This is a genomic window from Chryseobacterium sp. HNCC26DJ240 (assembly GCF_057180485.1).
Map to the genome: position 1 here is coordinate 123,474 of NZ_JBXUGK010000002.1, position 23,358 is coordinate 146,831.

At 34.5% G+C, this 23,358-nt stretch carries 23 protein-coding genes; 10 read left to right on the forward strand and 13 right to left on the reverse strand.

Features of this window, described 5'->3' with window-relative positions; all coding sequences use genetic code 11:
• Positions 1 to 161 precede the first annotated feature (161 nt).
• Together AC2A1G_RS03675 and AC2A1G_RS03680 are read left to right on the forward strand one after the other, a co-directional pair.
• Positions 162 to 1,712, forward strand: coding sequence for a hypothetical protein (locus AC2A1G_RS03675; RefSeq protein ID WP_484045603.1), 1,551 nt, complete (start codon positions 162 to 164; stop codon positions 1,710 to 1,712).
• A gap of 436 nt (positions 1,713 to 2,148) precedes the next feature.
• The gene (locus tag AC2A1G_RS03680; RefSeq protein WP_484045604.1) at positions 2,149 to 2,880 is read left to right on the forward strand and encodes an SDR family NAD(P)-dependent oxidoreductase; all 732 of its coding nucleotides are present in this window, start codon (positions 2,149 to 2,151) and stop codon (positions 2,878 to 2,880) included.
• Between the two features lie 149 nt (positions 2,881 to 3,029).
• Here the strand turns inward: AC2A1G_RS03680 and ligD are convergent, their stop codons facing one another.
• Genes ligD through ku form a run of 3 tightly spaced genes read right to left on the reverse strand, consistent with a single transcriptional unit; the run spans position 3,030 to position 6,390 of the window.
• Positions 3,030 to 4,940 carry a DNA ligase D gene (gene ligD, locus AC2A1G_RS03685; RefSeq protein WP_484045605.1) on the reverse strand — a complete coding sequence of 637 codons (1,911 nt, stop codon included), beginning with the start codon at positions 4,938 to 4,940 and terminating at the stop codon, positions 3,030 to 3,032.
• Between the two features lie 59 nt (positions 4,941 to 4,999).
• Positions 5,000 to 5,602 (reverse strand): DNA polymerase ligase N-terminal domain-containing protein, encoded by a 603-nt coding sequence (locus tag AC2A1G_RS03690; RefSeq protein WP_484045606.1) that lies wholly within the window; start codon positions 5,600 to 5,602, stop codon positions 5,000 to 5,002.
• Between the two features lie 2 nt (positions 5,603 to 5,604).
• The gene (gene ku, locus AC2A1G_RS03695; protein WP_484045607.1) at positions 5,605 to 6,390 is read right to left on the reverse strand and encodes a non-homologous end joining protein Ku; all 786 of its coding nucleotides are present in this window, start codon (positions 6,388 to 6,390) and stop codon (positions 5,605 to 5,607) included.
• Between the two features lie 81 nt (positions 6,391 to 6,471).
• Between ku and AC2A1G_RS03700 the strand changes: the two genes are divergently transcribed.
• A complete protein-coding gene (locus AC2A1G_RS03700; protein ID WP_484045608.1) occupies positions 6,472 to 7,245 on the forward strand; it encodes a hypothetical protein in 774 nt (257 codons plus the stop codon).
• Between the two features lie 106 nt (positions 7,246 to 7,351).
• Here AC2A1G_RS03700 and AC2A1G_RS03705 read toward each other — a convergent pair whose 3' ends face one another.
• From AC2A1G_RS03705 to AC2A1G_RS03745, 9 genes are all read right to left on the reverse strand, one after another.
• Positions 7,352 to 8,410: a hypothetical protein gene (locus tag AC2A1G_RS03705; protein ID WP_484045609.1), complete on the reverse strand. Its 1,059-nt coding sequence runs from the start codon at positions 8,408 to 8,410 to the stop codon at positions 7,352 to 7,354.
• Positions 8,411 to 8,452: 42 nt separating this feature from the next.
• Positions 8,453 to 10,207 (reverse strand): aspartate--tRNA ligase, encoded by a 1,755-nt coding sequence (aspS, locus tag AC2A1G_RS03710; protein WP_484045610.1) that lies wholly within the window; start codon positions 10,205 to 10,207, stop codon positions 8,453 to 8,455.
• Positions 10,208 to 10,379: 172 nt separating this feature from the next.
• The gene (locus AC2A1G_RS03715) at positions 10,380 to 10,817 is read right to left on the reverse strand and encodes an ankyrin repeat domain-containing protein (RefSeq protein ID WP_484045611.1); all 438 of its coding nucleotides are present in this window, start codon (positions 10,815 to 10,817) and stop codon (positions 10,380 to 10,382) included.
• Positions 10,818 to 11,044: 227 nt separating this feature from the next.
• On the reverse strand, positions 11,045 to 12,046 hold the full coding sequence (locus tag AC2A1G_RS03720; RefSeq protein WP_484045612.1) for a TlpA family protein disulfide reductase: 1,002 nt from the start codon (positions 12,044 to 12,046) through the stop codon (positions 11,045 to 11,047).
• Between the two features lie 321 nt (positions 12,047 to 12,367).
• On the reverse strand, positions 12,368 to 12,574 hold the full coding sequence (locus tag AC2A1G_RS03725; protein WP_484045613.1) for a helix-turn-helix domain-containing protein: 207 nt from the start codon (positions 12,572 to 12,574) through the stop codon (positions 12,368 to 12,370).
• Between the two features lie 3 nt (positions 12,575 to 12,577).
• A complete protein-coding gene (locus AC2A1G_RS03730; RefSeq protein ID WP_484045614.1) occupies positions 12,578 to 13,162 on the reverse strand; it encodes a DUF2975 domain-containing protein in 585 nt (194 codons plus the stop codon).
• A 136-nt stretch (positions 13,163 to 13,298) separates the two neighbouring features.
• Positions 13,299 to 13,949 carry a DUF937 domain-containing protein gene (locus tag AC2A1G_RS03735; RefSeq protein ID WP_484045615.1) on the reverse strand — a complete coding sequence of 217 codons (651 nt, stop codon included), beginning with the start codon at positions 13,947 to 13,949 and terminating at the stop codon, positions 13,299 to 13,301.
• Between the two features lie 75 nt (positions 13,950 to 14,024).
• Positions 14,025 to 15,278, reverse strand: coding sequence for a protein O-mannosyl-transferase family (locus tag AC2A1G_RS03740; protein WP_484045616.1), 1,254 nt, complete (start codon positions 15,276 to 15,278; stop codon positions 14,025 to 14,027).
• Between the two features lie 3 nt (positions 15,279 to 15,281).
• Positions 15,282 to 15,791, reverse strand: coding sequence for a DUF2480 family protein (locus AC2A1G_RS03745; RefSeq protein ID WP_484045617.1), 510 nt, complete (start codon positions 15,789 to 15,791; stop codon positions 15,282 to 15,284).
• 120 nt (positions 15,792 to 15,911) lie between these two features.
• Between AC2A1G_RS03745 and lpxB the strand changes: the two genes are divergently transcribed.
• The 5 genes from lpxB to AC2A1G_RS03770 all read left to right on the forward strand — a co-directional run bounded on the left by lpxB (position 15,912) and on the right by AC2A1G_RS03770 (position 22,481).
• Positions 15,912 to 17,021: a lipid-A-disaccharide synthase gene (gene lpxB / locus AC2A1G_RS03750; RefSeq protein ID WP_484045618.1), complete on the forward strand. Its 1,110-nt coding sequence runs from the start codon at positions 15,912 to 15,914 to the stop codon at positions 17,019 to 17,021.
• 54 nt (positions 17,022 to 17,075) lie between these two features.
• Entirely contained in the window at positions 17,076 to 18,851 is a 1,776-nt protein-coding gene (locus AC2A1G_RS03755) for a ComEC/Rec2 family competence protein (protein WP_484045619.1), read from the forward strand.
• Between the two features lie 146 nt (positions 18,852 to 18,997).
• Positions 18,998 to 19,660, forward strand: coding sequence for a succinate dehydrogenase cytochrome b subunit (locus AC2A1G_RS03760; protein WP_484045620.1), 663 nt, complete (start codon positions 18,998 to 19,000; stop codon positions 19,658 to 19,660).
• Positions 19,661 to 19,676: 16 nt separating this feature from the next.
• Positions 19,677 to 21,689 carry a fumarate reductase/succinate dehydrogenase flavoprotein subunit gene (locus AC2A1G_RS03765; RefSeq protein WP_484045621.1) on the forward strand — a complete coding sequence of 671 codons (2,013 nt, stop codon included), beginning with the start codon at positions 19,677 to 19,679 and terminating at the stop codon, positions 21,687 to 21,689.
• Between the two features lie 24 nt (positions 21,690 to 21,713).
• Positions 21,714 to 22,481 (forward strand): succinate dehydrogenase/fumarate reductase iron-sulfur subunit, encoded by a 768-nt coding sequence (locus tag AC2A1G_RS03770; protein ID WP_074232040.1) that lies wholly within the window; start codon positions 21,714 to 21,716, stop codon positions 22,479 to 22,481.
• A 58-nt stretch (positions 22,482 to 22,539) separates the two neighbouring features.
• On the opposite strand, the gene AC2A1G_RS03775 is transcribed toward AC2A1G_RS03770, so the two are convergent.
• Positions 22,540 to 22,755: a helix-turn-helix domain-containing protein gene (locus AC2A1G_RS03775; RefSeq protein ID WP_484045622.1), complete on the reverse strand. Its 216-nt coding sequence runs from the start codon at positions 22,753 to 22,755 to the stop codon at positions 22,540 to 22,542.
• Between the two features lie 169 nt (positions 22,756 to 22,924).
• Between AC2A1G_RS03775 and AC2A1G_RS03780 the strand changes: the two genes are divergently transcribed.
• Both AC2A1G_RS03780 and AC2A1G_RS03785 read left to right on the forward strand, forming a co-directional pair.
• Complete coding sequence (locus AC2A1G_RS03780; protein WP_484045623.1) at positions 22,925 to 23,080, forward strand: hypothetical protein; 156 nt, start codon at positions 22,925 to 22,927, stop codon at positions 23,078 to 23,080.
• 11 nt (positions 23,081 to 23,091) lie between these two features.
• Positions 23,092 to 23,265 (forward strand): hypothetical protein, encoded by a 174-nt coding sequence (locus AC2A1G_RS03785; RefSeq protein WP_484045624.1) that lies wholly within the window; start codon positions 23,092 to 23,094, stop codon positions 23,263 to 23,265.
• Positions 23,266 to 23,358 lie beyond the last annotated feature (93 nt).

Here is a 23,358-nt window from a genome sequence, read left to right on the forward strand (position 1 = left end):
CACCGCCGTTTTTGTTTTATTGGAATTACCGATTCTTGAAGTAAGATGACTAATCTTTTGAACAATATTTAATTAATACTGATAAATATTACAATTGCAATTAAAATATGATGAATATATAGGTTAAAAAAATATCTTTGCTGCTGATAAACTATTTTTCCATGAAAAAAAATCTCCTCTGCTTTGTTTTGGCTTTCGTAAGCTTCATTTCTTTCGCACAGAAAATTCCGTTTGATATTAAAAAAAGTTCTGTTTTTAAAGACGAATACAAACATTCGTCAATCGCCTTGGTGGAAGATGACGGAAAAGGTGGAGTAGTTGTTGTCCGCTCGTATGTTGGCGGTGCATTCTCAACCGGTTTGGGTTATTATTTCGAACACTACGACGCCAATCTAAAACTGATCAAGGAATTTGAATATGAATTAAAATACTCAAAAGCTGTGAGACAAAGCTCTGTTTTAGGAGTGATCATGGATGGCGAAAATGTAAATATCATCGATTTTATGTACGAAAAAGATCAGAAAGCCTATATCTGCTCCTCGATGACTGCCAATATCAATGATTTTAATTTCAAAAAAAATGAACTGTTCCGTGTGAACAGTGATGAGATTAAGCAGTTTGCTTTTCTCGGTTTCGGAGTTTTTGACCGTGACTCGGGTGCAAGAATGATTGTAAATGAAGACAGAACTGCATTTGCTGTAACTGTCGATATTAAAGACAGAAATGTGGAAACACACAAGATGTTTGTCTTTGATAAATCCCTTCACAAAAATATTGACCATACCTTTAAAAGAGATATCAAAGACCGGAAATTCGTTTATGAGAATATCGATGTTTCTAAAGACGGAAAAACAATCTACGTTCTCGGAAAAGTATACACCGATGAACAGAAGAAGAAAAAAGAAGGAGGAAAATACCAGTACGAACTGACCAGCATCACCGGAGAAAATGTAAAAACACAGGTTTTTGATTCTAACGAACATTATGCCGCCTCTCTAAAAACCATTGTTCTGGATAACCGCCTGATTTGTCTTGGCTTTTATTCGGACAGAAAAGATACAAGGTTCAAAGGAATCTGTTATTTTGAACTGAACCCAACAGATTTAGAGGTAAAAAAAGTAAAATTCAATCCGTTTACCGAGCAGTTTATGATCGATAAATACGGTACAGACAAAGATAAAGAACTGAAAAATCTTTTCTTCAGAAAAATAATTACGACTCCAAATGGAGATATCATTTTTAATGCAGAAGAATTTTATATCACTTCGCATTATTACGCATCGCCCTACGGTGGCGGTTCTACGCAGATGATTTATCATTATGATGATATTGTAAGCGCAAGAATCAATTCAAACGGTGAAATTGTGTGGGCAAGGAATATTAATAAAAGACAGAAAACCGGCGATGATGAAGCTTATATTTCCTATACATCCACTGCTGTCGGAAACGATGCCTACTTTTTTATCAATACCGGTGAAAAAGTGAGAAAATTAAGCAACGACAGAATTCAGTTTGGGCAGACGGGCGTTAAAAGATCCAATCTTAATGTAATCAAAATCAGCGAAAACGGCGATTTTGATTATCAGGAAATCTTGGATGACAAAGAAAATGAAGTTCCGTTTATGGTTTCCAATGGCGCTCTGTCAGGAAATTCTACCTTCTTCATCGGAAGAAAAGGAACGAAAAAACAACTCCTGAAAGTATCTTTATAAATTAGCTTTGTTCTTCATTAATTCATCTTACAATATAAAAACGACTTAAAAATAGTCCGTAAAGAAAAATCCTTATTCCGAAGACAAAAAGATGCCCTCCCGGAGGCTTCGGAATGACGCGCCAATGCTTCGGAATGCGGATTTAATGCTTCGGACTGATGCGCCAGAGCTTCGGACTGAAGATTTACTGCTTCTGATAAGGAAAACTGGTTTTCGTAACACATCATTTCGGTTTCGGAATGGAAATCCTTTTGTTTATGGGTGTTTCAAGAGTTTGCGTTCATCTGATGCTTATTAACTTTTAAAGAGATTTTTAATGAAAATACTTCTAAAAGAGAATCAAAAACCGTGGTTATTTGTGTAAAACAGTTGTGAAATTTCTGTTTAATGCAAACAACGATTTGTAAAACCCTATTTTAAAAAATATCTTTGCCCAATGAGTCAAAATAAAGCCAAAAACGTTCTTATTCTTGGTGCCAATTCCGATGTGGCAAAGCAGTGCATCTTGCAATATGTTGAAAAAGGTTTTGCCATCGCCGCCGCTTCCAGAAGTACAGATTCTTTGGAAGATTTTGTTGCAGAAAATAATTTGTCAGATAAAGTTTCTGTTTTATATTTTGACGCAGCGGATTTTGATTCCCATCAAAAATTTTATGATGAATTGTTGGTGAAGCCTCACATCGTCGTTTACACTGCAGGATTTTTGGTTGAAAACGTTGATGCTCTAAAAGATTTTAAAGGAACTCAGCAAATGATGCAGGTCAATTACATGGGCGGTGTTTCGATTCTGAATATCGTTGCGATGGATCAATCCAATAAAAATTTAGAAAGAATCATCGGGTTGTCTTCACTATCGGGTGTTCGTGGAAGGAAAAGCAATTTTGTTTACGGAAGTACAAAGGCTGCGTTCACAACCTATCTGGCAGGTTTAAGACAGGAATTGGCTCAACGAAATATTACAGTGAACGTTTTGGTCAGCGGATACATCAATACTAAAATCAATGCAGGTTTAGAATTAAATAAAAATCTTCTCATGGAACCTGATTATGTGGCAACACATATCGTTGATGCCGGAAATTCTTTCACCATCGTTCCCAATTTTAAGTGGAAAATGATTTATTTTATTTTAAAAATTCTGCCGGAGAGTTTGGTGGCGAAATTGCCTTGATTCTTTATTTTAGTTCAATATCAGCACTCAGTTTGTCATCCCGTAGGGATCTCAACAAAGCATTAGAGATTTTATATAGCAATTTGTGCTAGATTCTTTCAGAATGACAAACTTACCTTAAAGAAATAGAATGTTAATATTTGCGAACATCAATTCATCCCTTCCAACATCTCCAACGCCTTCATCATATCAATTCCTTTTCCAAAAACAGGTTTAAACAAATCTCCTTTTGCCTTAATTCTTTCCAAAGCATTTTCAATATTAAAGTCTGTTGGTTTCAAACCTTTTTTCAGTTCATCCCATTTCAGTGGCATTGAAACGGCGGCGCCTTCTTTCGGTCTGAGGCTGTAAACGCTGGCTAGAGTTTGACCCTGTCTGTTTTGAAGGTAGTCGAGATATATTTTTTTGTCGTCTCTTTTTTGAAGACTGCGTTCCAGTGTTGTAATTTTTGGGAGTTTTTCGTGAACCTGCTGCATCAGAATCAGTGCAAAATCTTTCACCTGATCGTAATCGTAACCGCCACCCATCGGAATGTAGATGTGAATTCCCGTGCTTCCGGAAGTTTTGCAGTAGCCTTTTATTTTAATTAGGTCTAAAATTTCCTTCACCTGCTGTGCTGTTTCGATCACATGATCAAAAGTATTTTTCTTTGACGGATCGAGGTCTAAAACCAGATAATCGGGATGATCCAGATCGGGAAGTGATGAGTTCCACGGATTGAAATCGATGCAGCCCAAATTGTTGAGATAAGCTAAGGTTGCTTTGTCATTGCAGATGGCGTAATCAATGTATTTATCGGTAGATTCAGAATGTACTTTGGTCGTTTTAATCCAATCCGGAAAGGAATCTCCCGCGTCTTTCTGGTAAAATCCGGAATGATCGATTCCGCTGGGAAAACGGTTGAGGGAAAGCGGTCGGTTTTTAAGGTGCGGTAAAATATAATCCGCTACCGATTGGTAATATTCCACGACATCGCCTTTGCTTATTTTATCTTTTGGAAAGTAGATTTTATCCTGATTGGTGAGTTTTATTTTATGTCGGTTCAGTGTAATTTCGCTGTCTTTTTCGTTTTCATCTTCTGACTTTTCGGATGTTTTTTTTGTCGTCATAGTTTTGGATTTTGAAGTTTTCTGAGCAGGTTTTTTAACTGAATTACTGATTTCCTTCGCTTCCTTATCTTCACGAAGTGCCACAAAAACAGGGTGGCGGAACATTCCGTCTTTGGTAATTTCCGAAAATTTTATTTCACAGACCAATTCGGGTTTCGTCCATGTCACGGGCATATTGGTTTTGGGAATTGTCTCAAAAGGTGAAGTTTTTACTACTAATTTATTCAACCGCGCATGAAGAGAATTCAACAGTTCGTTATTAAAGCCTGTTCCCGTATGTCCGGAATAGGTTAATTTTCCGTTTATATATTTTCCTAAAATCAAAGCACCAAAGCCTTGCCTTGAACCTTTTGGTTCGGTAAAACCACAGATAATCGCTTCTTCGGTGTTGGTGAATTTTATTTTGAGCCAATCTGTGCTTCGGGAATTTTCGGTATAAACGCTGTCGGCTTTTTTAGCAATCATTCCTTCAAGCTCCATTTTTTTCATTTGATTAAAAAAGTCAATTCCTTTTTCAGGAACGTGATCGCAGAATTTAATCAGATCCGTTTCAATTAACGCGTCTTTTAAAAGCTCCTTTCGTTGAATTAAAGGAAGTTCTTCGGTAGAATGACCATTCAGCCACAAAAGATCAAAAACCTGATAGGTTAGAGCCAAATCCGGATTGTCGCCAATCTGTTGTAAAAGCTGAAAGCTTGGTTTTCCGTTTTCGTCATAAGCTACAATTTCACCATCCAAAATCATGTGATGTTTTTGCTGACTAAAATCTTCGGTGATAGAATTGAATTTAGATAAAAATGAAATTCCGTTTCGGGAGTAAAAAAGTGGTTGCTTATTGCTGAGATCGGCTACGGCACGGTAACCGTCCCATTTAATTTCGAAAATCCAGTCCTCATCATCAAACGCATCATCAGAAGATTTTGCGAGCATCGGTTTGATGAACTTCTCCAATTTCTTCTCATCAACCAAAGAATTGAATCGTTGAAATTTTGATTTTATCTCTGAAGTGATTACTTCTCTTTTTTGTTGCTTTTTAGGCTTTTTTTTTCCTCGATGAATTTTGAAACTAACGATTTAGGTGATACGTTTTCTTCAGCATCATATTCATCTTTGGCAAATTTGTCTTTATGTTTAATTAAAAGCCATGAATTGTTTTCTGCATTTTTCATTTTAACCAAAGCAAATTCTCCTTTCAGTTTTTTACCGTGTAAGATAAATTTAAGCGAACCACCTTTTAATTCTTTCAAAAGTTCTTTTTCATCCGAAAGTTTGCTGGTATCGTCCAAAGGCTCGTATGTCCCGCTGTCCCATATTTCAACCTGTCCGGCACCATAATTTCCTTCCGGAATATTTCCTTCAAAATCTTTGTAATCGTACGGATGATCTTCCACCATCATTGCAAGACGCTTGTCTTCAGGATTCAGTGATGGTCCCTTCGGAACTGCCCAGCTTTTCAGAACACCTTCCATCTCCAGACGAAAATCGTAGTGCAACCTTGACGCAGCATGTCTTTGGATCACAAAAATAAGTTTGTCATCACTCTTTTTGGTTTTGCCTTTCGGTTCGGTGGTTTCATCGAATTTCCGTTTGTCGTTGTAGTCTTTAAGAGCCATGATCAGGAAGCGTTTTTAGATTTTGGAGTTTGTAAACTGGCTTTCAGCTGTGCCATTAAATCAATTACTTTACCCTGTTTTGCAGGTTCAGATTTTTTCACTTTAACAGATTTTCCTTTCGCTTTTTTCTTAATGATTTTAAGCAGTGATTCGGAATAGGTATTTTTATAAAATGTAGGATCAAATGGTTCTGAAAGTTGCTCGATCAGATTTTTAGCCATTTTCAGTTCGGCTGGTTTCGGTGCTTTCTTGGCAGGGATTTTCAGCTGTTTGTAATCCCTGATTTCCTGATCGAATCTCAAACGGTTTAAAACCAAAACATCATCATTGTAAGGTCGAATCATTCCAATCGCTTCAGTATCACGCAAAACAAAAGTTCCGATACCGACCATTTTAGTCTGCTGCAAAGCCTTGATTAAAAGTCTGTACGCGTTTTCACCGTTTTTCTGTGGCTCGAGAAAATAAGGAGTTTCAAAATAAACAGAATCCACCTCCACTTCTTTAACGAAATGTTCGATGCCCAGAATTTTTGTTTTTTCCGGACTGGCAGCTTCGTAATCTTCATCTTCGAGGACAACATATTTATCGTCGATCAGAAAACCTTTCACAATGTTTGCCCACTTGACTTCCTTACCCGTTTTTTCGTTAACTCTTTTAAATTTAATATTAGAAAAATCAGATTTATCCAGCATGTCAAGATCCAGTTTGCTGGTTTCTGTAGCAGAATAAATCTTCACAGGAATATTGACTAAGCCAAAGCCAATGGCACCGTTCCAAATTGCTTTCATTGTCTTTCTTTTCAGTAAAACTTACAATGATTGTGCCGTGGAAAATTATTTGTAATTTGAGCACAATTAAAAAATTTTTAGATGAAAACAATTTTTACGTTTTTATGCGTACTAGGAATAAATATTTTTCTTTTAGCGCAAAAAGTTGATTACAAGAATAATATTATTACTGTCGATGGTCAGAAAATAGGGAAAGTCGAAGTACAGAAACAGAATCTTGGCTTAACCAAAAATTTTAACCTTTACTCAATGGAAGGCGAAAAATTGGTCATTGCAGTTTTGAGTACTGAGTTTGAAGGCGATAAAAATGACAATACAACAATGTATTATCGCTTTACGTTTCTACCAACCAATCAAGTGGGGATTTTCAAATTATCAACATTAGGTATGGAAAAAGGTTTTGTAAATCTGATCGGAAAAGGCGGAGTCGTTGAAGGAAATAATTTGAATGAAGCCAAGATTACCGAGCTTATTGCATCTAAAGGTGTATCGCCGAGAACTGCCGTTAATTACACATTAGTTTCACGTAACAAAAGTTGGCCAATTGAGTTAAAGGAATCGAAAGCTATTGAGCAAGGTGGAGAACAAATTGGATTTTTTAATCCTACAGGAAAAAGAAACGGTCAGGATTTTTATGAATTTTTTATTCCGGGAGGAATTTTGGTTGCTAAAGTAAATTTTGCAGGTGGTAATAACGCTCAGAATTTTGAACTGTTTAGCGCTAAAGATAATGTGAGAAAAGTGGTTTCTATTCCTCAAAAGGATAATGTGAAATTTCTTTCGTCTGCTGTAGATCCGAATGCTCTTACTCTGAAAAGAATTACAGCGTGGCTGGTGCAAAATGGGTATTTGTAAAGCAATTTTATATAAAAGTTAAAAAAACCGGAGAAATATCCTCCGGTTTTTGTTTTCAAGATAGATTGTTGCTTGTCGTACTGGAAAAGATAAAATTGCCTTAAAATCAATAATATTCAATCTTTCTGATGTATTTCTTTTTTTGAATCTCTTTTTTAGGAGAATCGTTATTATAAATTACATTTATGGTTTCTGAAATATTGATTTCAATCCAATTACTATTTTTATCATAAGAATAATGCGCTTCTCTGATAAGTTCATTTTTGTCATCGTAATATTTCTGTACAACTAGTTTTTGGGTTTCATCATATTCATAAACTGTTCTGTAACCAACTTTATTATCAGACACATTTTGTTTTTCTATTATTTTACCTTTTTGTTTGGGATATGTTAATTCAATTTGATACAGTTTTTTATCTTTGGGTGGACTTGCAGAGTATCTTAAAATTTTTGCAGTGTCTTTTTCTTTAAGATAATCATAAGATGTTTCATAAAGGCTATTGTTATAGTTTTGTTTTTCAAGTGTTATTCTTCCCAGATTATCGTAGAAATAATTCATTTTTAATACAGGTCGGTGTTCACTTTTACTTACTTCTTCGGTTATCAAATTACTTTTGTTATAAATACTTTTAGTGCTCGAAAGCAATTTATTTTCATCGTCATAGCTTTCTCTTGAAAGAAGTTTAGATTGAGCATTGTAAGTAGATTTTACGATAGAAGTCAGGTACCCTTCTTCTGTATAATATTTTTCCAAAACAATATTGCCTTTTTTATCAATGGTTTTGTAGGTTTTATTTCTTACACTGGGATCATTTGTTGCATAACCAGAATAAGGGTATTTTTGATTTTCTTTAATAGAAAATTTAGAAAAATATTGTTCGAAATTATCACCACAATGTTCACAAAGCGTCGTGATAATTTGATTGGGTTTGTACTCGTTTCGTTCTTCGCTTCTGAAATATCCATCACTGTATTTTTTTATAACGAGAGGTCTTCCTTTAATGTCGAAAGTTTTTAATTCAACAGGTTTTTCTTTATTACCATATTCGATAATAAACAGATCAATAGATTTTATATTGCCTTTTAATTTTTCATTTTCAACTATATAATTTTGTGCTGAACTGAAAAATCCTATCAGAAGAAAAAGATAATTTAATTTTTTCATATCAATAAAATAAAAAAGCGGAGAATAATCTCCGCTTCTAATTTATGATTTTAAATTTAATTTCAGTTCAAGTTCATCCAACTGCTCATCAGCAATTTTAGCCGGCGCATCAATCATCACATCCCGTCCAGAATTATTTTTCGGGAAAGCGATATAATCTCTAATCACTTCGTTTCCATCAAGAATTGCTACCAATCTATCGAATCCGAAAGCCAAACCACCGTGAGGCGGAGCGCCATATTTGAAGGCGTTCATTAAGAATCCGAACTGAGCTTCTGCTTCTTCTTTTGAGAATCCTAACAAATCAAACATTCTGGATTGTAAATCTTTATCAAAAATTCTGATAGAACCGCCACCAATTTCGTTTCCGTTCAAAACCAAATCGTAAGCGTTGGCTCTTGCTTTTCCTGGATCGGTTTCTAAAAGATGGAAATCTTCGGTTTTCGGAGAGGTGAAAGGGTGGTGCATTGCGTGATATCTTCCGGATTCTTCATCAAATTCCAATAACGGGAAATCTACAACCCAAAGTGGAGCAAATTCGTTTCCTTTTCTTAAGCCAAGACGGTTTCCGAGTTCCATTCTCAATGCAGAAAGTTGCGTTCTTACTTTGTCTGCGTTTCCGCTCATTACGAACATTAAATCTCCCGCTTTTGCTCCGAATTTTTCTGTGATTTTCTTTAAATCTTCCTCATTGTAAAATTTATTTACAGAAGAAGTTACAACTCCATCATTTTGGAACTTAATCCAAACCAATCCTGTTGCGCCGATTTGAGGGCGTTTTACCCAATCCACCAGTTCGTCGATTTGCTTTCTTGTATAATCTGCAATTCCTTCAACATTGATTCCGACAACCAATTCTGCTTCGTCGAATATTTTAAAATCTTTTCCTTTCGTTAAGTCATTCAACTCATGAAATTCCATTCCGAAACGGATGTCCGGTTTGTCATTTCCATATTTCTGCATCGCATCGGCAAAGGTCATTCTCGGAAAATCTCCGAATTCGTTTCCGGTGATGTCTTTCAAAAGAACTTTTGTCATGCCTTCGAAAACATTCATAATATCTTCCTGCTCTACGAACGCCATTTCGCAATCGATTTGGGTGAATTCCGGCTGTCTGTCGGCTCTCAAATCCTCGTCACGGAAACATTTTACGATTTGAAAATATCGGTCCATTCCACCGACCATCAACAATTGTTTGAAAGTTTGTGGCGATTGTGGCAATGCATAAAACTGTCCAGGATTCATTCTGCTCGGAACGACGAAATCTCTCGCTCCTTCCGGAGTAGATTTAATTAAAACAGGCGTTTCAACTTCGATAAAACCTTCGTCTGAAAGATAATTTCTTACTTTCTGCGCCATTTTGTGACGGAAAATCAGTTTATCTCTTACCGGAGCTCTTCTGATGTCGAGATATCTGTATTTCATTCTTAATTCTTCCCCACCGTCCGTTTCATCTTCAATGGTGAAAGGTGGAAGTTGAGATTCATTCAGAACAGATAATTTTTCAACAAGAATTTCAATTTCTCCTGTTGGAATATTTGGGTTTTTGCTGACTCTTTCAATCACTTTTCCGGAAACCTGAATCACAAATTCACGTCCCAGTTTCTTTGCATTTTCCATCAGTTCTGTTGTAGAACGGTCTTGGTCGAAAACCAACTGCGTAATTCCGTAACGGTCCCGAAGATCTATCCAAATCATAAATCCTTTATCACGAATGGTCTGTACCCATCCTGAAAGTGTAACTTCTTCATTAAGATTTTTCAGAGATAATTCTCCGTTTGTGTGTGATCGAAACATGCTTGTATAAAGTTTAAAGTTTATGGTTCAAGGTTTAATGTTCAGTGTATCAACTTTGAATGACTGAATTTTGAACTTTGAATTTTCGTGTGCAAAGATAAGATTTTTGAGGGCTTTTTTAAATAAAAAAAACTCCCCGGAGGAAGTTTTAGATATAGTTTGGATGATTTTTCTATTTCAGAAGTTTCAAAATTTCTGTACGCTTATATTTTACAGCATAATCTTTTGCGGTAAGACCATCAGCGTCTTTAACGTCTTTGTTCGCACCTTTCTTCAAAAGTGTTTTTGCAAGAGCGGGAGCATCAAATTTTGCAGCTTCCATTAGAGCTGTATTTCCTTTACAGGCAAGATTCACATCTGCACCATTGGCTAAAAGATAATTGAAAATTTCAGTTTTGTTGTATCTCGTGCTGTATGCAAGCGGTGTGAAAGATTCACCTTTCACATTGATGCATGTGTTGTAAGAACCCGCAGGGAAAGCTTTTTTAAACTCTTCCACATTTCCTGTCTGGAAACGTTTTTGCTGTTCTTTCGTGATTTGTTGGGCATTTACAGTTACTGAGATAATTACAAATGCTAAAGATAAAAAAGTAGAGATTATATTTTTCATAGACCAAATCTTGATATATTAGTTACAAATCTACATATTTTTTTGACAAATTATCATAAACAGTTTTCTATTTTATCTGAAATTGTACGGAATTATGAAAAATTTCAGACGTTGTAAGATTCAAACTTTAATTTTTTGAAAAAATCAATAATCGTTTTGTTGAATATGTTAAGCATTTTTGCCGGAGCTTCGTGATTACCATCTTTAAAATGACTATCTTTCTATTTTTATTTTAAAAGTGTTGATAATATCTCAGTTATTTCCTTTGATGAAGGTCTTGGGGCATCAGGGTCGACAACTTTTCCTTCTTTGTTGATGATAATAAATCGAGGAATACCGGTGATTTTAAAATATTTAATCCATGGTGTTTCCCACGTATTGTCAGCAATAAGTTGTAATCCTTTAAGATTTTTTTCTAATACAAATTTTTTCCATTTATCTATGTCTTTTGGTTCGTCGATAGATAGACTTACAAACTCAATGTTCTGTTTTTTAAAATCATTTTCGAGTTTTTTCAAATGTGGAATTTCAGTTCGACAAGGATTACACCATAATGCCCAAATGTCGACATAGATAATTTTTCCTCTCAAAGACGATAATGTTGTTTTGCCACCTTTTTGATTTGTAAATTCAAAGTCTGGAGCTGGTTTGTTTTTCAATTCTAAAAGTCTATTTTCTATATCTTTTGCTTTGTTGAGCTGGTCTATGATTTTTTGATTTTCATTTAGATATTCTGCTAACATCAATGCCGGAAAATCTGTTTCATAGGAATTGGAAAGTAACTGTTGTTTTGCATCTGCAAAGCGTTTATCCAGTACTGATTGCAACACACTATTCTCTGGTAACCTATTGCCAAAACTTTGTTTAATTTTGTTGTCATTTGCTTTTTTCTGCAGTAGGTAATTGTTTTCTAATGCACCATTCCCAGAAAATGCAAGTGTTTCTTCGAAGCGTTTTCCATCAGCCTTTATATTTATATTAAATCCATCACTTAGGTAAAGATTTGCAAATTTTGCACCGTCGAAAAGTTGATAAAATCCCTTTGGTGCTATGAAATTATCTGAAAATATTCCGTTGTGTCCTTTAATGGTGATTTTAAATTCTTTATTATGGATTACGAGAGAGTCTGAGTTTTGGTTTTGAAGTTGTGCATTAAAACGAATTTCTTTTGTTTGACCGAATGTTACCGTTAATATGAATAGGTGGATTATTAGTAATTTTGTTTTCATGTGATTTTATCTTAATTATCGATTATTAAAAACCTTTTAGATGTGTTTTTTTTAAAAAATAATTCTGGTTTAAAAGGATTGTATTGGTTCTTTTAATCTTAGTATAGTTTCCATTTGCTAGTATTGACGTTTATACTTGATTGATTTTAATTCATCATGATTGATATCAAATTCAATTACTTATCAATTTTTAAATAAGAAGATTCGTACTTTTGTTTTGATATTAACTGTCTATTGGTTTGAATTCAGACAAAAAGAATCCTGTATTGAGAACTACTCTCAATAGAAATGTTTTTTTTTCGTGAAAGAAATTTTGAAGATTTAGTTTTCTTTGTATTCCAAGATATCGCCCGGTTGGCAATCCAAAGCTTTACAGATGGCTTCCAATGTAGAAAGTTTTACCGCTTTTGCTTTTCCTGTTTTTAAAATGGAAAGATTTGCCTGCGTTATTCCTATTTTTTCTGCCAATTCCTGAGACTGCATTTTTCTTTTCGCCAACATGACGTCTACGTTAATGATGATTGGCATGGCTTATATGGTTAAATCGTTTTCAGATTGTAATTGATATCCTCTTTTGAAGAATGCAGAAGTAAAATACATGGTAATTCCTAAAAAGAAGAAAATAAAACAAGTGATAAATATTCCACTGTCTATTTTGGCATTAAAAAGATAAAGCCAAATGAAAAAGTATATGGGAGCGTAAAGAGTATTTATAATTGAAAAGGCTTTTAGCTGCTTTATTATTTTTTCTGTGAAAAGCCTTTGATTGCTCAACTGAGTAAAGATTTTATACAAAAAGAAAAAAAATAAACAGAAGAACACATTCTGAAAAGAATGGAACATTACGGTTTGCTTGGTGAAAAATCCCATCATCATGTGTTGATTAGAAAATGGGTATTTGAAGATGAAATAGACATCAAAAGGTGGAGCATAATTTCCTTTTGATTTTCCAATTTCAATTAGTGAAGGTAATAGATTTTCTGAGTAAGTGTGATTATAATAGCTAACTCCAAATAAAAAAGTCATATAAACTGCGTGTAATAACAAAAAGGTAAACAGTAAAAGGAATAAATAGGATAATCCTGTAGAAATAGATTTTGGTCCGAGTAATTTCATTGTTTTAATGTTTTATTACTGCAAATATATAATTAATTATCGTAAAACAATAAATAATTATTAAAATTTAAAAAAATAAAACAAAAAAATACCGGATAAAAAATCTCCGGTATTTTATAATTAAATCTAATTTCTATTATTTTCCTCCAAGAAAACCGCCTAAGATATCTCCCAGTCCGCCTCCTTGTTTGTTGTTTCCGCCTCCGCCGAGAACGCTTCCAAGGATATCGCCAAGTCCGCCACCAGAAGATTGTGCGCCACCGCCACCAAGAACGCTTCCTAAGATATTGCTGAGTGGGTCGCTTGATGCCTGAGATTGGCTTTGTGCATTTCCTAGAATTCCGCCCAAAAGATCGCCGATGCCTCCGGCTCCTACATTATTTTGTTGTTTTTCTTTACCAATGTAACCCATAATTACAGGAGCTAACATCGCAAGAATAGGTCCGATTTTATCCATCGAAATCCCTGTGTTTTGAGAAAGATTATTTTCTACAGTATTTTTGTCGTTTCCGAAAATGTGCGAAAGAATAGAACCTCCTTCACCTTGTCTTGCATCTGCCTGAGAAACGTCATCCAGAATACTTCCGTCGTGATCTTTGTCTAAAGCATTGTTTAGAGATTCGGCTTCTTTAGCATCCTGAGATTTGTTTCTAAGATAAGAAATTACCAAAGGTGCAGCCACTGCAAGAAGTGCTAAAATCTGAGTTTTGCTCACTCCGAATTTGTTTTCTGCCTGCTCAGCAACCTGATTTCCTGTGTTTCCTGTTAAAAGGTCTAATAAACTCATATTGTGTTTAAATTTTATTGTTAGATTTCAAATTTAGTACAAAAAAATGATTCGTGGTATAAGAATTTATTGTAGCTACAATTTCCGGATCTCCTTTTCAGTGTGACCTTTAGATTTCAGGAAATTGATGTAATCCTGTGTACCTTCTTTCATCCAGTTGATTTCCGGGCTTTCTTTTTTATCAATTACAAACTCTATGATTCCTTTGTTTGTATTCATCCATGGAAGCAAATAAAATTCAAGTCCGCCTTTATAACTTTTAAAATCATTAAATTCTCTCGCTTTCTCACTGAAAAAAGCTAATTTATAAGAACTTAAGTAAAACAAAGGGATCATCAAGGCAAGAACAGCAGTTTTGTATATGTGTACATTTTTAAATGAAATACCATAACCAATCGCTACCGCAAAAATTAAATTAAACGGAATGAAAAAAACATAATTATCTGAAACAGCATAAAAAGTTGCAAATCCATAGACGCACAAAGATGCCACGAAAAAAGTATAAAACATCTTTTTGTTTTCTCTGAAAAGCATTTTTATTCCCACGAAAGCAAAAAATATAAAGATTGTGAAATTGTAAATCAGGTAAAGTACTGATTTTACAAAGTCAGATAAATACTGTGTTGCTGTTTTTTTGAAAGAATTTTCTACCCAACTGCCTTGTCCCGATGAATAAGGGGAATTAAAAGGTAATCCCTGAATGGTATTTAAAATAAAAAGTGACGAAAAAAGAATGATAAATACTGCCAAAGAAAGGCCTACCCATTTTCTTTTATTTTTGAAGTAATATAAAAAAAGCAGAAATGCAGGGATAAATAAAACATTCTGAATGTGTGCCCAAAGACTTATGCCCAAAAAGAGACCACTTAAAAAAATACTTTTTTCACAAGAGTCTATAAAACTTTTAATTGTAAAATATAGAAATATAGAAATTACTAGAGCGTTTAAGGTATAAACTTCCAAAATTTCGGCATTTTTCCAGAAACTAAAACTAAAACCAAAAACGACTGCACCAATTACAGATGGAAGAATTTTTTTTGTGAGAATATCTATAGAAAAATAAACGAAAGAAACCGTTGTTGCTGCAGAAAGTAAAATGAGTGTCCTGTTGGCATCAATTGCTGAAATATTAAAAATATTTTTAATAAATATACAGATATTAACATATAAAAAGTGAGAGGTGGCTGTAGCTGTTGTTATGTATTTTCCCTCTTCAACCATGTGGGCAAATGCAATTCCATCACCAAAGGGAACTCTTGCAAAGCTGCCCCAAGTATAAACTCCAAGAAAAATTAAAAATAATAAAAGCCCCGTCAGATATTTGTTCATCAATTAATTTTTCAAAATAGGAACATTCGAGCAGGCTTCGCCAAACATCAGCGATTTTACAATCGGCTGAATTTTTTCTACCAGTTCCACATAAGCATTTTCGGGAATCAGTTTGTCTGAACAGCCTTTCACCAAAACTCTTTTTCCGTTCATTTCTGAAAAATCATGGTTGGTGATAGCGTCGTGCATCAAAATTATTTCTAAATTTTCTAAGTTACCGAAAACGATTTTTTTGGTAACATCAGTCAGTTTGGCCGTTATTAAAAAATAGGCCCAAAGCGGAACAATCGCATCTGCAGAATTGTAAACATAAACGTAAGAATCTCTGTAATCTTCAGTATTGATTTGTGCTACTTTTTCACGAAAATCTTTTTCCTTTAAAACCATTTCCATAAACAGGAAATCTTTAAGGTCAATCCCTTTTCTTGCACCTTTCGGAACAAGATCGGTAAGATCAAAATTGATTAATCCGCTGGCGGCTACTTTATTTTTTATTTCAAATTCTTCTGACATTTTTAATCATTATCTTTGAAGCAAATTTACTCATTTCTAATTTGAAATTTGAGGTTTGAAACACGATATTTAATTTTGATTCAATAGATAAAATCATTCATCACTGATCATTTATCACTTATGAAGTATTACATCATCGCAGGAGAAGCTTCCGGAGATTTGCACGGGAGCAATTTAATGAAAGCTTTAAAAGAAAAAGATTCCAACGCAGAATTCAGATTTTGGGGTGGAGATTTGATGCAGAAACAGGGCGGGACTTTGGTAAAACACTACCGCGATCTCGCATTCATGGGCTTTCTTGAAGTAGCGATGAACCTCAGAACAATTTTAAACAATATTAAAATCTGTAAAGAAGACATCAAAAACAACAAACCTGATGTTTTGATTTTGGTAGACTACCCTGGTTTCAATCTTAGAATTGCAAAATTTGCAAAAGAACTCGGAATCAAAGTGGTTTATTATATTTCTCCTCAACTTTGGGCTTGGAAGGAGGGCCGTGTGGAAATCATCAAAAAATATGTTGATGAAATGATGGTCATTTTGCCTTTTGAGGAAGAATTTTACCAAAAGCATAACGTAAAATCTCATTTTGTAGGACACCCGCTTTTGGATGCCATTTCAAATTTAAATGAAATTGATGTGGATGATTTTAAATGTGAAAATGGTTTAAATGATAAAGAAATCATCGCTCTTTTGCCAGGTTCCAGAAAACAGGAAGTCGAAAAAATGCTTGAAATCATGCTTTCTGTTCGTCCCCATTTCGAAAATTATCAGTTTGTGATTGCCGGTGCACCAAGTTTGGATAAAGAATTTTATCAAAAATATGTGGATGAAAATGTACATTTTGTTTCCAATAAAACGTACGACTTGCTGAGGTGTTCGAAAGCAGCTTTAGTTACTTCAGGAACGGCAACTCTGGAAACTGCTTTGCTGAATATTCCTGAAGTGGTTTGCTATCGTGGAAGCAAAATTTCCTACGCTATCGCCAAAAGACTGGTTAAAAACATCAAATATATTTCTTTGGTGAATTTGATTATGGACAGGGAAGTGGTGAAAGAATTAATTCAAAGTGAACTCAATACAAAAAATCTTGTCAGCGAGCTTAAACTTATTGTTGAAGGCGGAGAAAGAGATGAAATGCTTGGGGATTTCAGGCTTTTAAAAGAAAAGTTAGGTGGGAAAGGGGCAAGCGAAAATGCTGCAGATATTATTTTAAATCTAAAAAAATAAAATATTTTAGTTTTCATATTCTAAAATTTTCTAACTTAGTTTGTTCAAACACAAGTGATTTTGAACAGACAGCCTCTTTTGATTCTTGTTCTCTCCTTTATCCTAGGAATTTTTTTTCAGGATTATTTTTCTTTTGCTCAAAATTCTGTTTATCTGATTTTAATTTTCTCATTAATAATTTCAGGATTACTTTTTCTGAAAAATCAGATTTTATTTAAGTTTAGAAATGTTTTTCTTATAAGTTTATTTTTCGGTTTAGGAATTTCGTTTCACTTTTATAATCAACTGAATGACGAAAAATTTAATTTAAAAACCAATGAAACCATCGTCTTTAAAATTTCAAAAAAATTAAACTCTAACGAAAAGTATAAAAAATATGAAATTGTAGCTCAGGTTGGAAAAAAGCCGTTTGATGCTATTGTAAGCGTTGAAAAAGACGAGAAAGAATTAGATTTCAATCATTATTACAAGGCAAAAGCTTATATTGTTCAACCCAAATCTCCTGAGCATGATTTTCAGTTTGATTATTCTAAATATCTGCAGCGAAAAAATATCTATTATCAATGTTTTATCAACGGGGAAATTTCTTCTTCAAAAAGAAATGATCTGAGTTTTTCTGAAAAAATTAAAAAGAAACGTTTAGAAACTTTACAGGAAATTGGCCATTCTGAAATGAATTTCCGAAGCCGTGAATTTTTAAAAGGAATTATTCTTGCAGACCGCACAGAAATTGATTCCGAAACCGTTCAGGACTTTAACCGCTCAGGTTTGGTGCATTTTCTGGCAATTTCAGGGACGCATATTGTTGTGATTTTCGGAATGTTTTATTTTTTGATAATGAGGTTTTCACCCGTTAAGTTCAAAAAATATGCAATCGTAATCAGTTTAATTTTTATCTGGATTTTTGCTGTATTCATCGGATTTGGAAATTCTGTAGTACGTTCCTGTATTATGATATCGGTTTACTTTACTTATGTTTTACTCCAAAGAAAACCGGATTTACTGCATTCATTGGCACTTTCTGCATTTGTTATTTTAATGATTGATACGCAGCAGATTTTTGATGTCGGTTTTCAATTGAGCTTTTTGGCGGTTTTAGGAATTTATTGGTTGAATCAACCTATTTTGAAACACCTTCCAAGGCAGGATAATTATTTTAAAAAGCTGATATTTAATACAATTTCAATTTCCATCGCAGCACAGTTGGCAACTTTGCCTTTGGTTTTATACTATTTTCATCAGTTTTCTTTGATTTCGGTTTTGGCAAATTTTTTTATCGTTCCGTTTTCAGAATTAATCATTGTTTTTTCTTTTGTGATGACCGCTATGATTGGTTTAAATCTGGATTTTGAATTCATCAATTTAACCTACGATTTCATCATTCAGATTTTGCTGAAAATCATTCACTGGTTTGCCGATTTTGATTCGGTGTTTTTTGAAAATATTCCGCTAAACTTGACCGAAGTTTTTGCTCTGTTTGGAATTGTCTATTTTCTGAGATTTGTTTTAGATAGATTTAATTTTAAAAATTGTACAAATCTGATCATGATTATTTTTGCATTTTTAATAGTCCGGATTTCTTTCAATTTAATTGAATATCAAAGAGATGAGATGCTGGTTCATCATTATAAAAAAGAAATTATCGTCTCTGTAAAAAAAGGAAATAAAGTAGAGTTTTGGATGGATTCTGAAAATGAAAAGGCTAAAATCCAGCAGTATATTATCAATCCATATTTGTCTTCACGAAGAATAAAAAATATGGAAGTTAAAAATATTCCAACCTCTGCAAGAATGGTAAAGTTTAATAATCAAAATTATCAATTAAAGTAATCTCAAATTTTATAGGTTTTTCTTGAATTAAATATCGTTACAAATCTTATTTAGAAACATTACAAACTGCCTAATAGTGAGATTTCTCACTTTTTAGTATTGTTAACATTTCCTAATTTTGTGGAAATTCAAATTAAAAGCTAATTATGGCAGGTTTAACAAGTTCTACTATAGGTAGGAAGTATGCAATGGCACTTTCGGCAATGTTTCTGCTGAGTTTCTTGGTGATCCACGTGTCGTCTAACATCACATCGATTTTCAGCGTTGATGTTTACAATGAAGTAGCTCATTTCATGGGTTACAATCCTTTGGTTCAGTATGTATTGCAACCTGTGCTTACCATCGGGATTCTTTTCCATTTTATTATGGGATTCATTCTTGAAATCAAAAACAACAAGGCACGTCCTGTAAAGTATGCCAGCAATAATGGAGCTGCCAATTCTACATGGGTTTCCAGAAATATGATTATTTCAGGAGCTGTAATTTTAGCATTCTTTGCATTGCATTTTTATGACTTCTGGTTTCCAGAATTAGATTATAAATTTGTAGCCAAAAATGCGATAGACGAAACAAGATATTGGGATGAACTTCACCATAAATTCCATGATATCTGGAGAGTGGTGCTTTATGTGATTTCATTTGTGCTTTTAGGACTGCATTTGGCTCACGGTTTCCAATCATCATTCCAATCTGTTGGGGCAAGACATCCAAAGTACACACCGGTTATTAAGGCGGTTGGTTTTTGGTTTTCAGTAATTGTTCCGTTAGGATTCATTATTATCGCAATTTTTCATTACGTAACTCAATAATTATCAATATACTAATATGAGTAAATTAGATTCGAAAATTCCTGCTGGTCCACTTAAGGATAAATGGAAAAATCATAAAGACCATATGAACCTTGTTGCACCAAACAACAGAGACAAGATTGATATTATTGTTGTAGGTACAGGTTTGGCAGGTGGTTCTGCTGCAGCTACTTTGGCTGAGCAAGGGTATAATGTAAAAGCATTCTGCTATCAGGATTCTCCAAGAAGAGCGCACTCAATTGCTGCTCAAGGGGGTATTAATGCAGCTAAAAATTATCAGGGAGACGGTGACTCAACTTACAGACTATTTTATGACACTATCAAAGGTGGTGATTATAGAGCAAGAGAGGCAAACGTTTACCGTTTAGCAGAAGTTTCTGCAAATATTATCGATCAATGTGTTTCTCAGGGAGTTCCTTTCGGTAGAGATTACGGCGGACAATTAGATAACCGTTCATTTGGTGGGGTTCAGGTAAAAAGAACTTTCTACGCAAAAGGACAAACTGGTCAACAGTTATTATTGGGTGCATATTCTTCATTGAGCCGTCAGATCGGAAAAGGAAGAGTAAAAATGTATAACCGTCACGAAATGCTTGAATTGGTAATCGTAGACGGAAAAGCAAGAGGAATTATCGCAAGAAACTTGGTAACAGGTGAAATCGAAAGACATTCAGCTCACGCAGTGGTTATTGCATCAGGAGGTTACGGAAATGTGTATTTCTTGTCTACCAACGCTATGGGATCAAACGTTTCTGCGGCTTGGAAGATTCACAAAAAAGGAGCGTACTTCGCAAATCCTTGTTATGTTCAGATTCACCCAACTTGTATTCCGGTTCACGGAACACAGCAGTCTAAACTGACTTTGATGTCTGAATCTCTTAGAAACTCTGGAAGAATCTGGGTTCCTAAGAAAATTGAAGATTCAGTAGCGATCAGAGAAGGTAAATTGAGACCTGAAAATATTAAAGAAGAAGACAGAGATTACTATCTAGAGAGAAGATATCCTGCATTTGGAAACTTGGTTCCTCGTGACGTTGCGTCCAGAGCTGGTAAAGAAAGATGTGATGCTGGTTTCGGAATCGAAAATAACGATACTAAAGAAGGTGTTTACTTAGATTTCTCTACAGAAATCATTAAAAAAGGTAAGGAAGCTGCTATCGAAAAGCATATTCACAATCCTACAGATCAGCAAATCTATGATTTAGGAAAAGCCTGGATCGAGGAGAAATACGGTAACTTATTCGTAATGTATGAAAAAATTACTGCGGATGATCCTTACAAAACTCCAATGAAGATTTATCCTGCAGTTCACTACACCATGGGTGGTGTTTGGGTTGATTATAACTTACAATCCACAATTCCTGGATGTTTCGTTGTTGGGGAAGCTAACTTCTCAGACCATGGAGCCAACAGATTGGGAGCTTCTGCTTTGATGCAAGGTTTGGCAGACGGATATTTCGTTCTTCCTTACACAATTGCAGATTACCTTTCTGCAGACATCAGAACGGGCACAATTCCTACAAATTCTGCTGAATTTGACCAAGCTGAAAAAGAAATTAAAGACAAAGTAAACTTCTTCGTTAATAATAAAGGAACAAATTCAGTAGATCATTTCCACAAAAAATTAGGACACATCATGTGGAATAAAGTTGGAATGGGAAGAACTCCTGAAGGTTTAAGAGAGGCAATTGCAGAAATTGATGAAGTGAAAAAAGATTTCTGGCAAAATGTAAAAGTAATGGGTGAAGCCGAAGGTATGAACACTGAACTTGAAAAAGCTTTCAGAGTGGCAGACTTTATCGAATTAGGACAGTTAATGGCTATCGATGCTTTACACAGAAACGAATCTTGTGGAGGTCACTTCAGAGAAGATCACGCTACGCCTGAAGGTGAAGCAGAAAGAGATGACGTTAACTTCAAATATGTAGGAGCTTGGGAATATCAAGGTGATGATATTAAAAATGAAGTTCTGCATAAAGAAGATCTTGTTTACGAGAACATCGAAGTTAAAGCGAGAAGTTATAAATAATCTCCAACCTATAAATATAAAATTATGAGTGCAAAAAAAGGCCTTCATCTTACGCTGAAAATTTGGAGACAAAAAAATACGAAAACTAAAGGTCAGTTTGAGACCTACAAAATATCAGATGTATCTACAGATTCTTCTTTCTTGGAGATGTTGGATATTCTGAACGAAAACCTTATCAACGAAGGAAAAGAACCAATCGCTTTCGATCACGACTGTCGTGAAGGAATCTGCGGTATGTGTTCTCTTTACATCAATGGTAGAGCTCACGGTCCTGATACGGGAATTACAACATGTCAGCTTCACATGAGAATGTTCAAAGACGGTGAAACCATCGTTATTGAGCCATGGAGAAGTGCTGCGTTCCCTGTAATCAAAGATTTGATGGTAGACAGAAGTGCATTCGACAGAGTAATGGCTGCAGGTGGTTTCATCTCGGTAAATACTTCTGGAAATACATTGGATGCCAACGCAATTCCGGTTCCTAAAGAAGATGCAGACAAAGCAATGGATGCTGCAGCTTGTATCGGATGTGGAGCTTGTGTAGCAACCTGTAAAAACGGTTCTGCAATGTTGTTCGTAGGAGCTAAAGTTTCTCAGTACGCCCTATTACCTCAAGGTAGAGTAGAAGCGAAGAGAAGAGTTTTGAACATGGTGAAAGCTATGGACGAAGAAGGTTTCGGTAACTGTTCAAATACAGGAGCTTGCGAAGTAGAATGTCCTAAAGGAATTTCTCTTGAAAATATCGCAAGAATGAACAGAGAGTACATGGCTGCTTATGCAGACAGAGGATAATCTGTTTTAAAATAAATGTAAAAACGGCTTCAATATTTTTGAAGCCGTTTTTTGTATTTTAATCTTCTTCTAAAAATTCTTTCATTTCATTACATGATAATGAAAAATAAGCTTTAATTTTTTCGAGGTATTCCAAAGTGGCTTTTTCGTTGCCATTCTCGATTTTAGAAACCTTGCTTTGGGGAATGCCTAAGTCTATGGCTAATGTTTCCTGGGAAATATTTTTTCTTTCTCTAAGTTTTCGTAGACGAAAACCTCTTTCTTTGTGAGTCATTTTTTATCATTTTGTGTTGTACAAATGTAAAAAAAAATAATTCACATGCAAAAAAAAAATGTTTTTAAGGTGTACGATTATTCTAATATAGAATAGGTTATGAAAGTTTTTATTTTCAAATTTGTTTAGGCTTTTAAAGTAAAAGCCATAAAAATTAAAAAAGAACATTATGAAAAAATTAAATGTTTCGCAAATGGAAAATTTGCAAGGTGGATTGTCACAAAGACAATGCTTGTTAGCTGGTGTTGGATTGCTGGGAACCATAGGTCTTGGTTTGTGGGGTCCAGCAATAGGAATAGGTGTTGCCTCTGCGGATTGTTGGTAAAAGTGTACGTTATGAATAGTAAAAATAAGTTATTTATTTATTTGGCTTTTTTAATACTGCTATTAGTTATTAACCAAGTTTTCGATATAGATGATAGTTATAAAATTATTTTATACTGTTCAATGGGTGTTGCTTTAGAAGTTTTATTAAACAAAAAAATAAATAAAAATGAGAAAATTAAATAATTGTGAAATGGTTAAGGTCGAAGGTGGCTTATCTTGTATTTTGCATGGGCTTATGTTGTCTTACGCAGTATTGTCTCCATTATTTGTTGATGT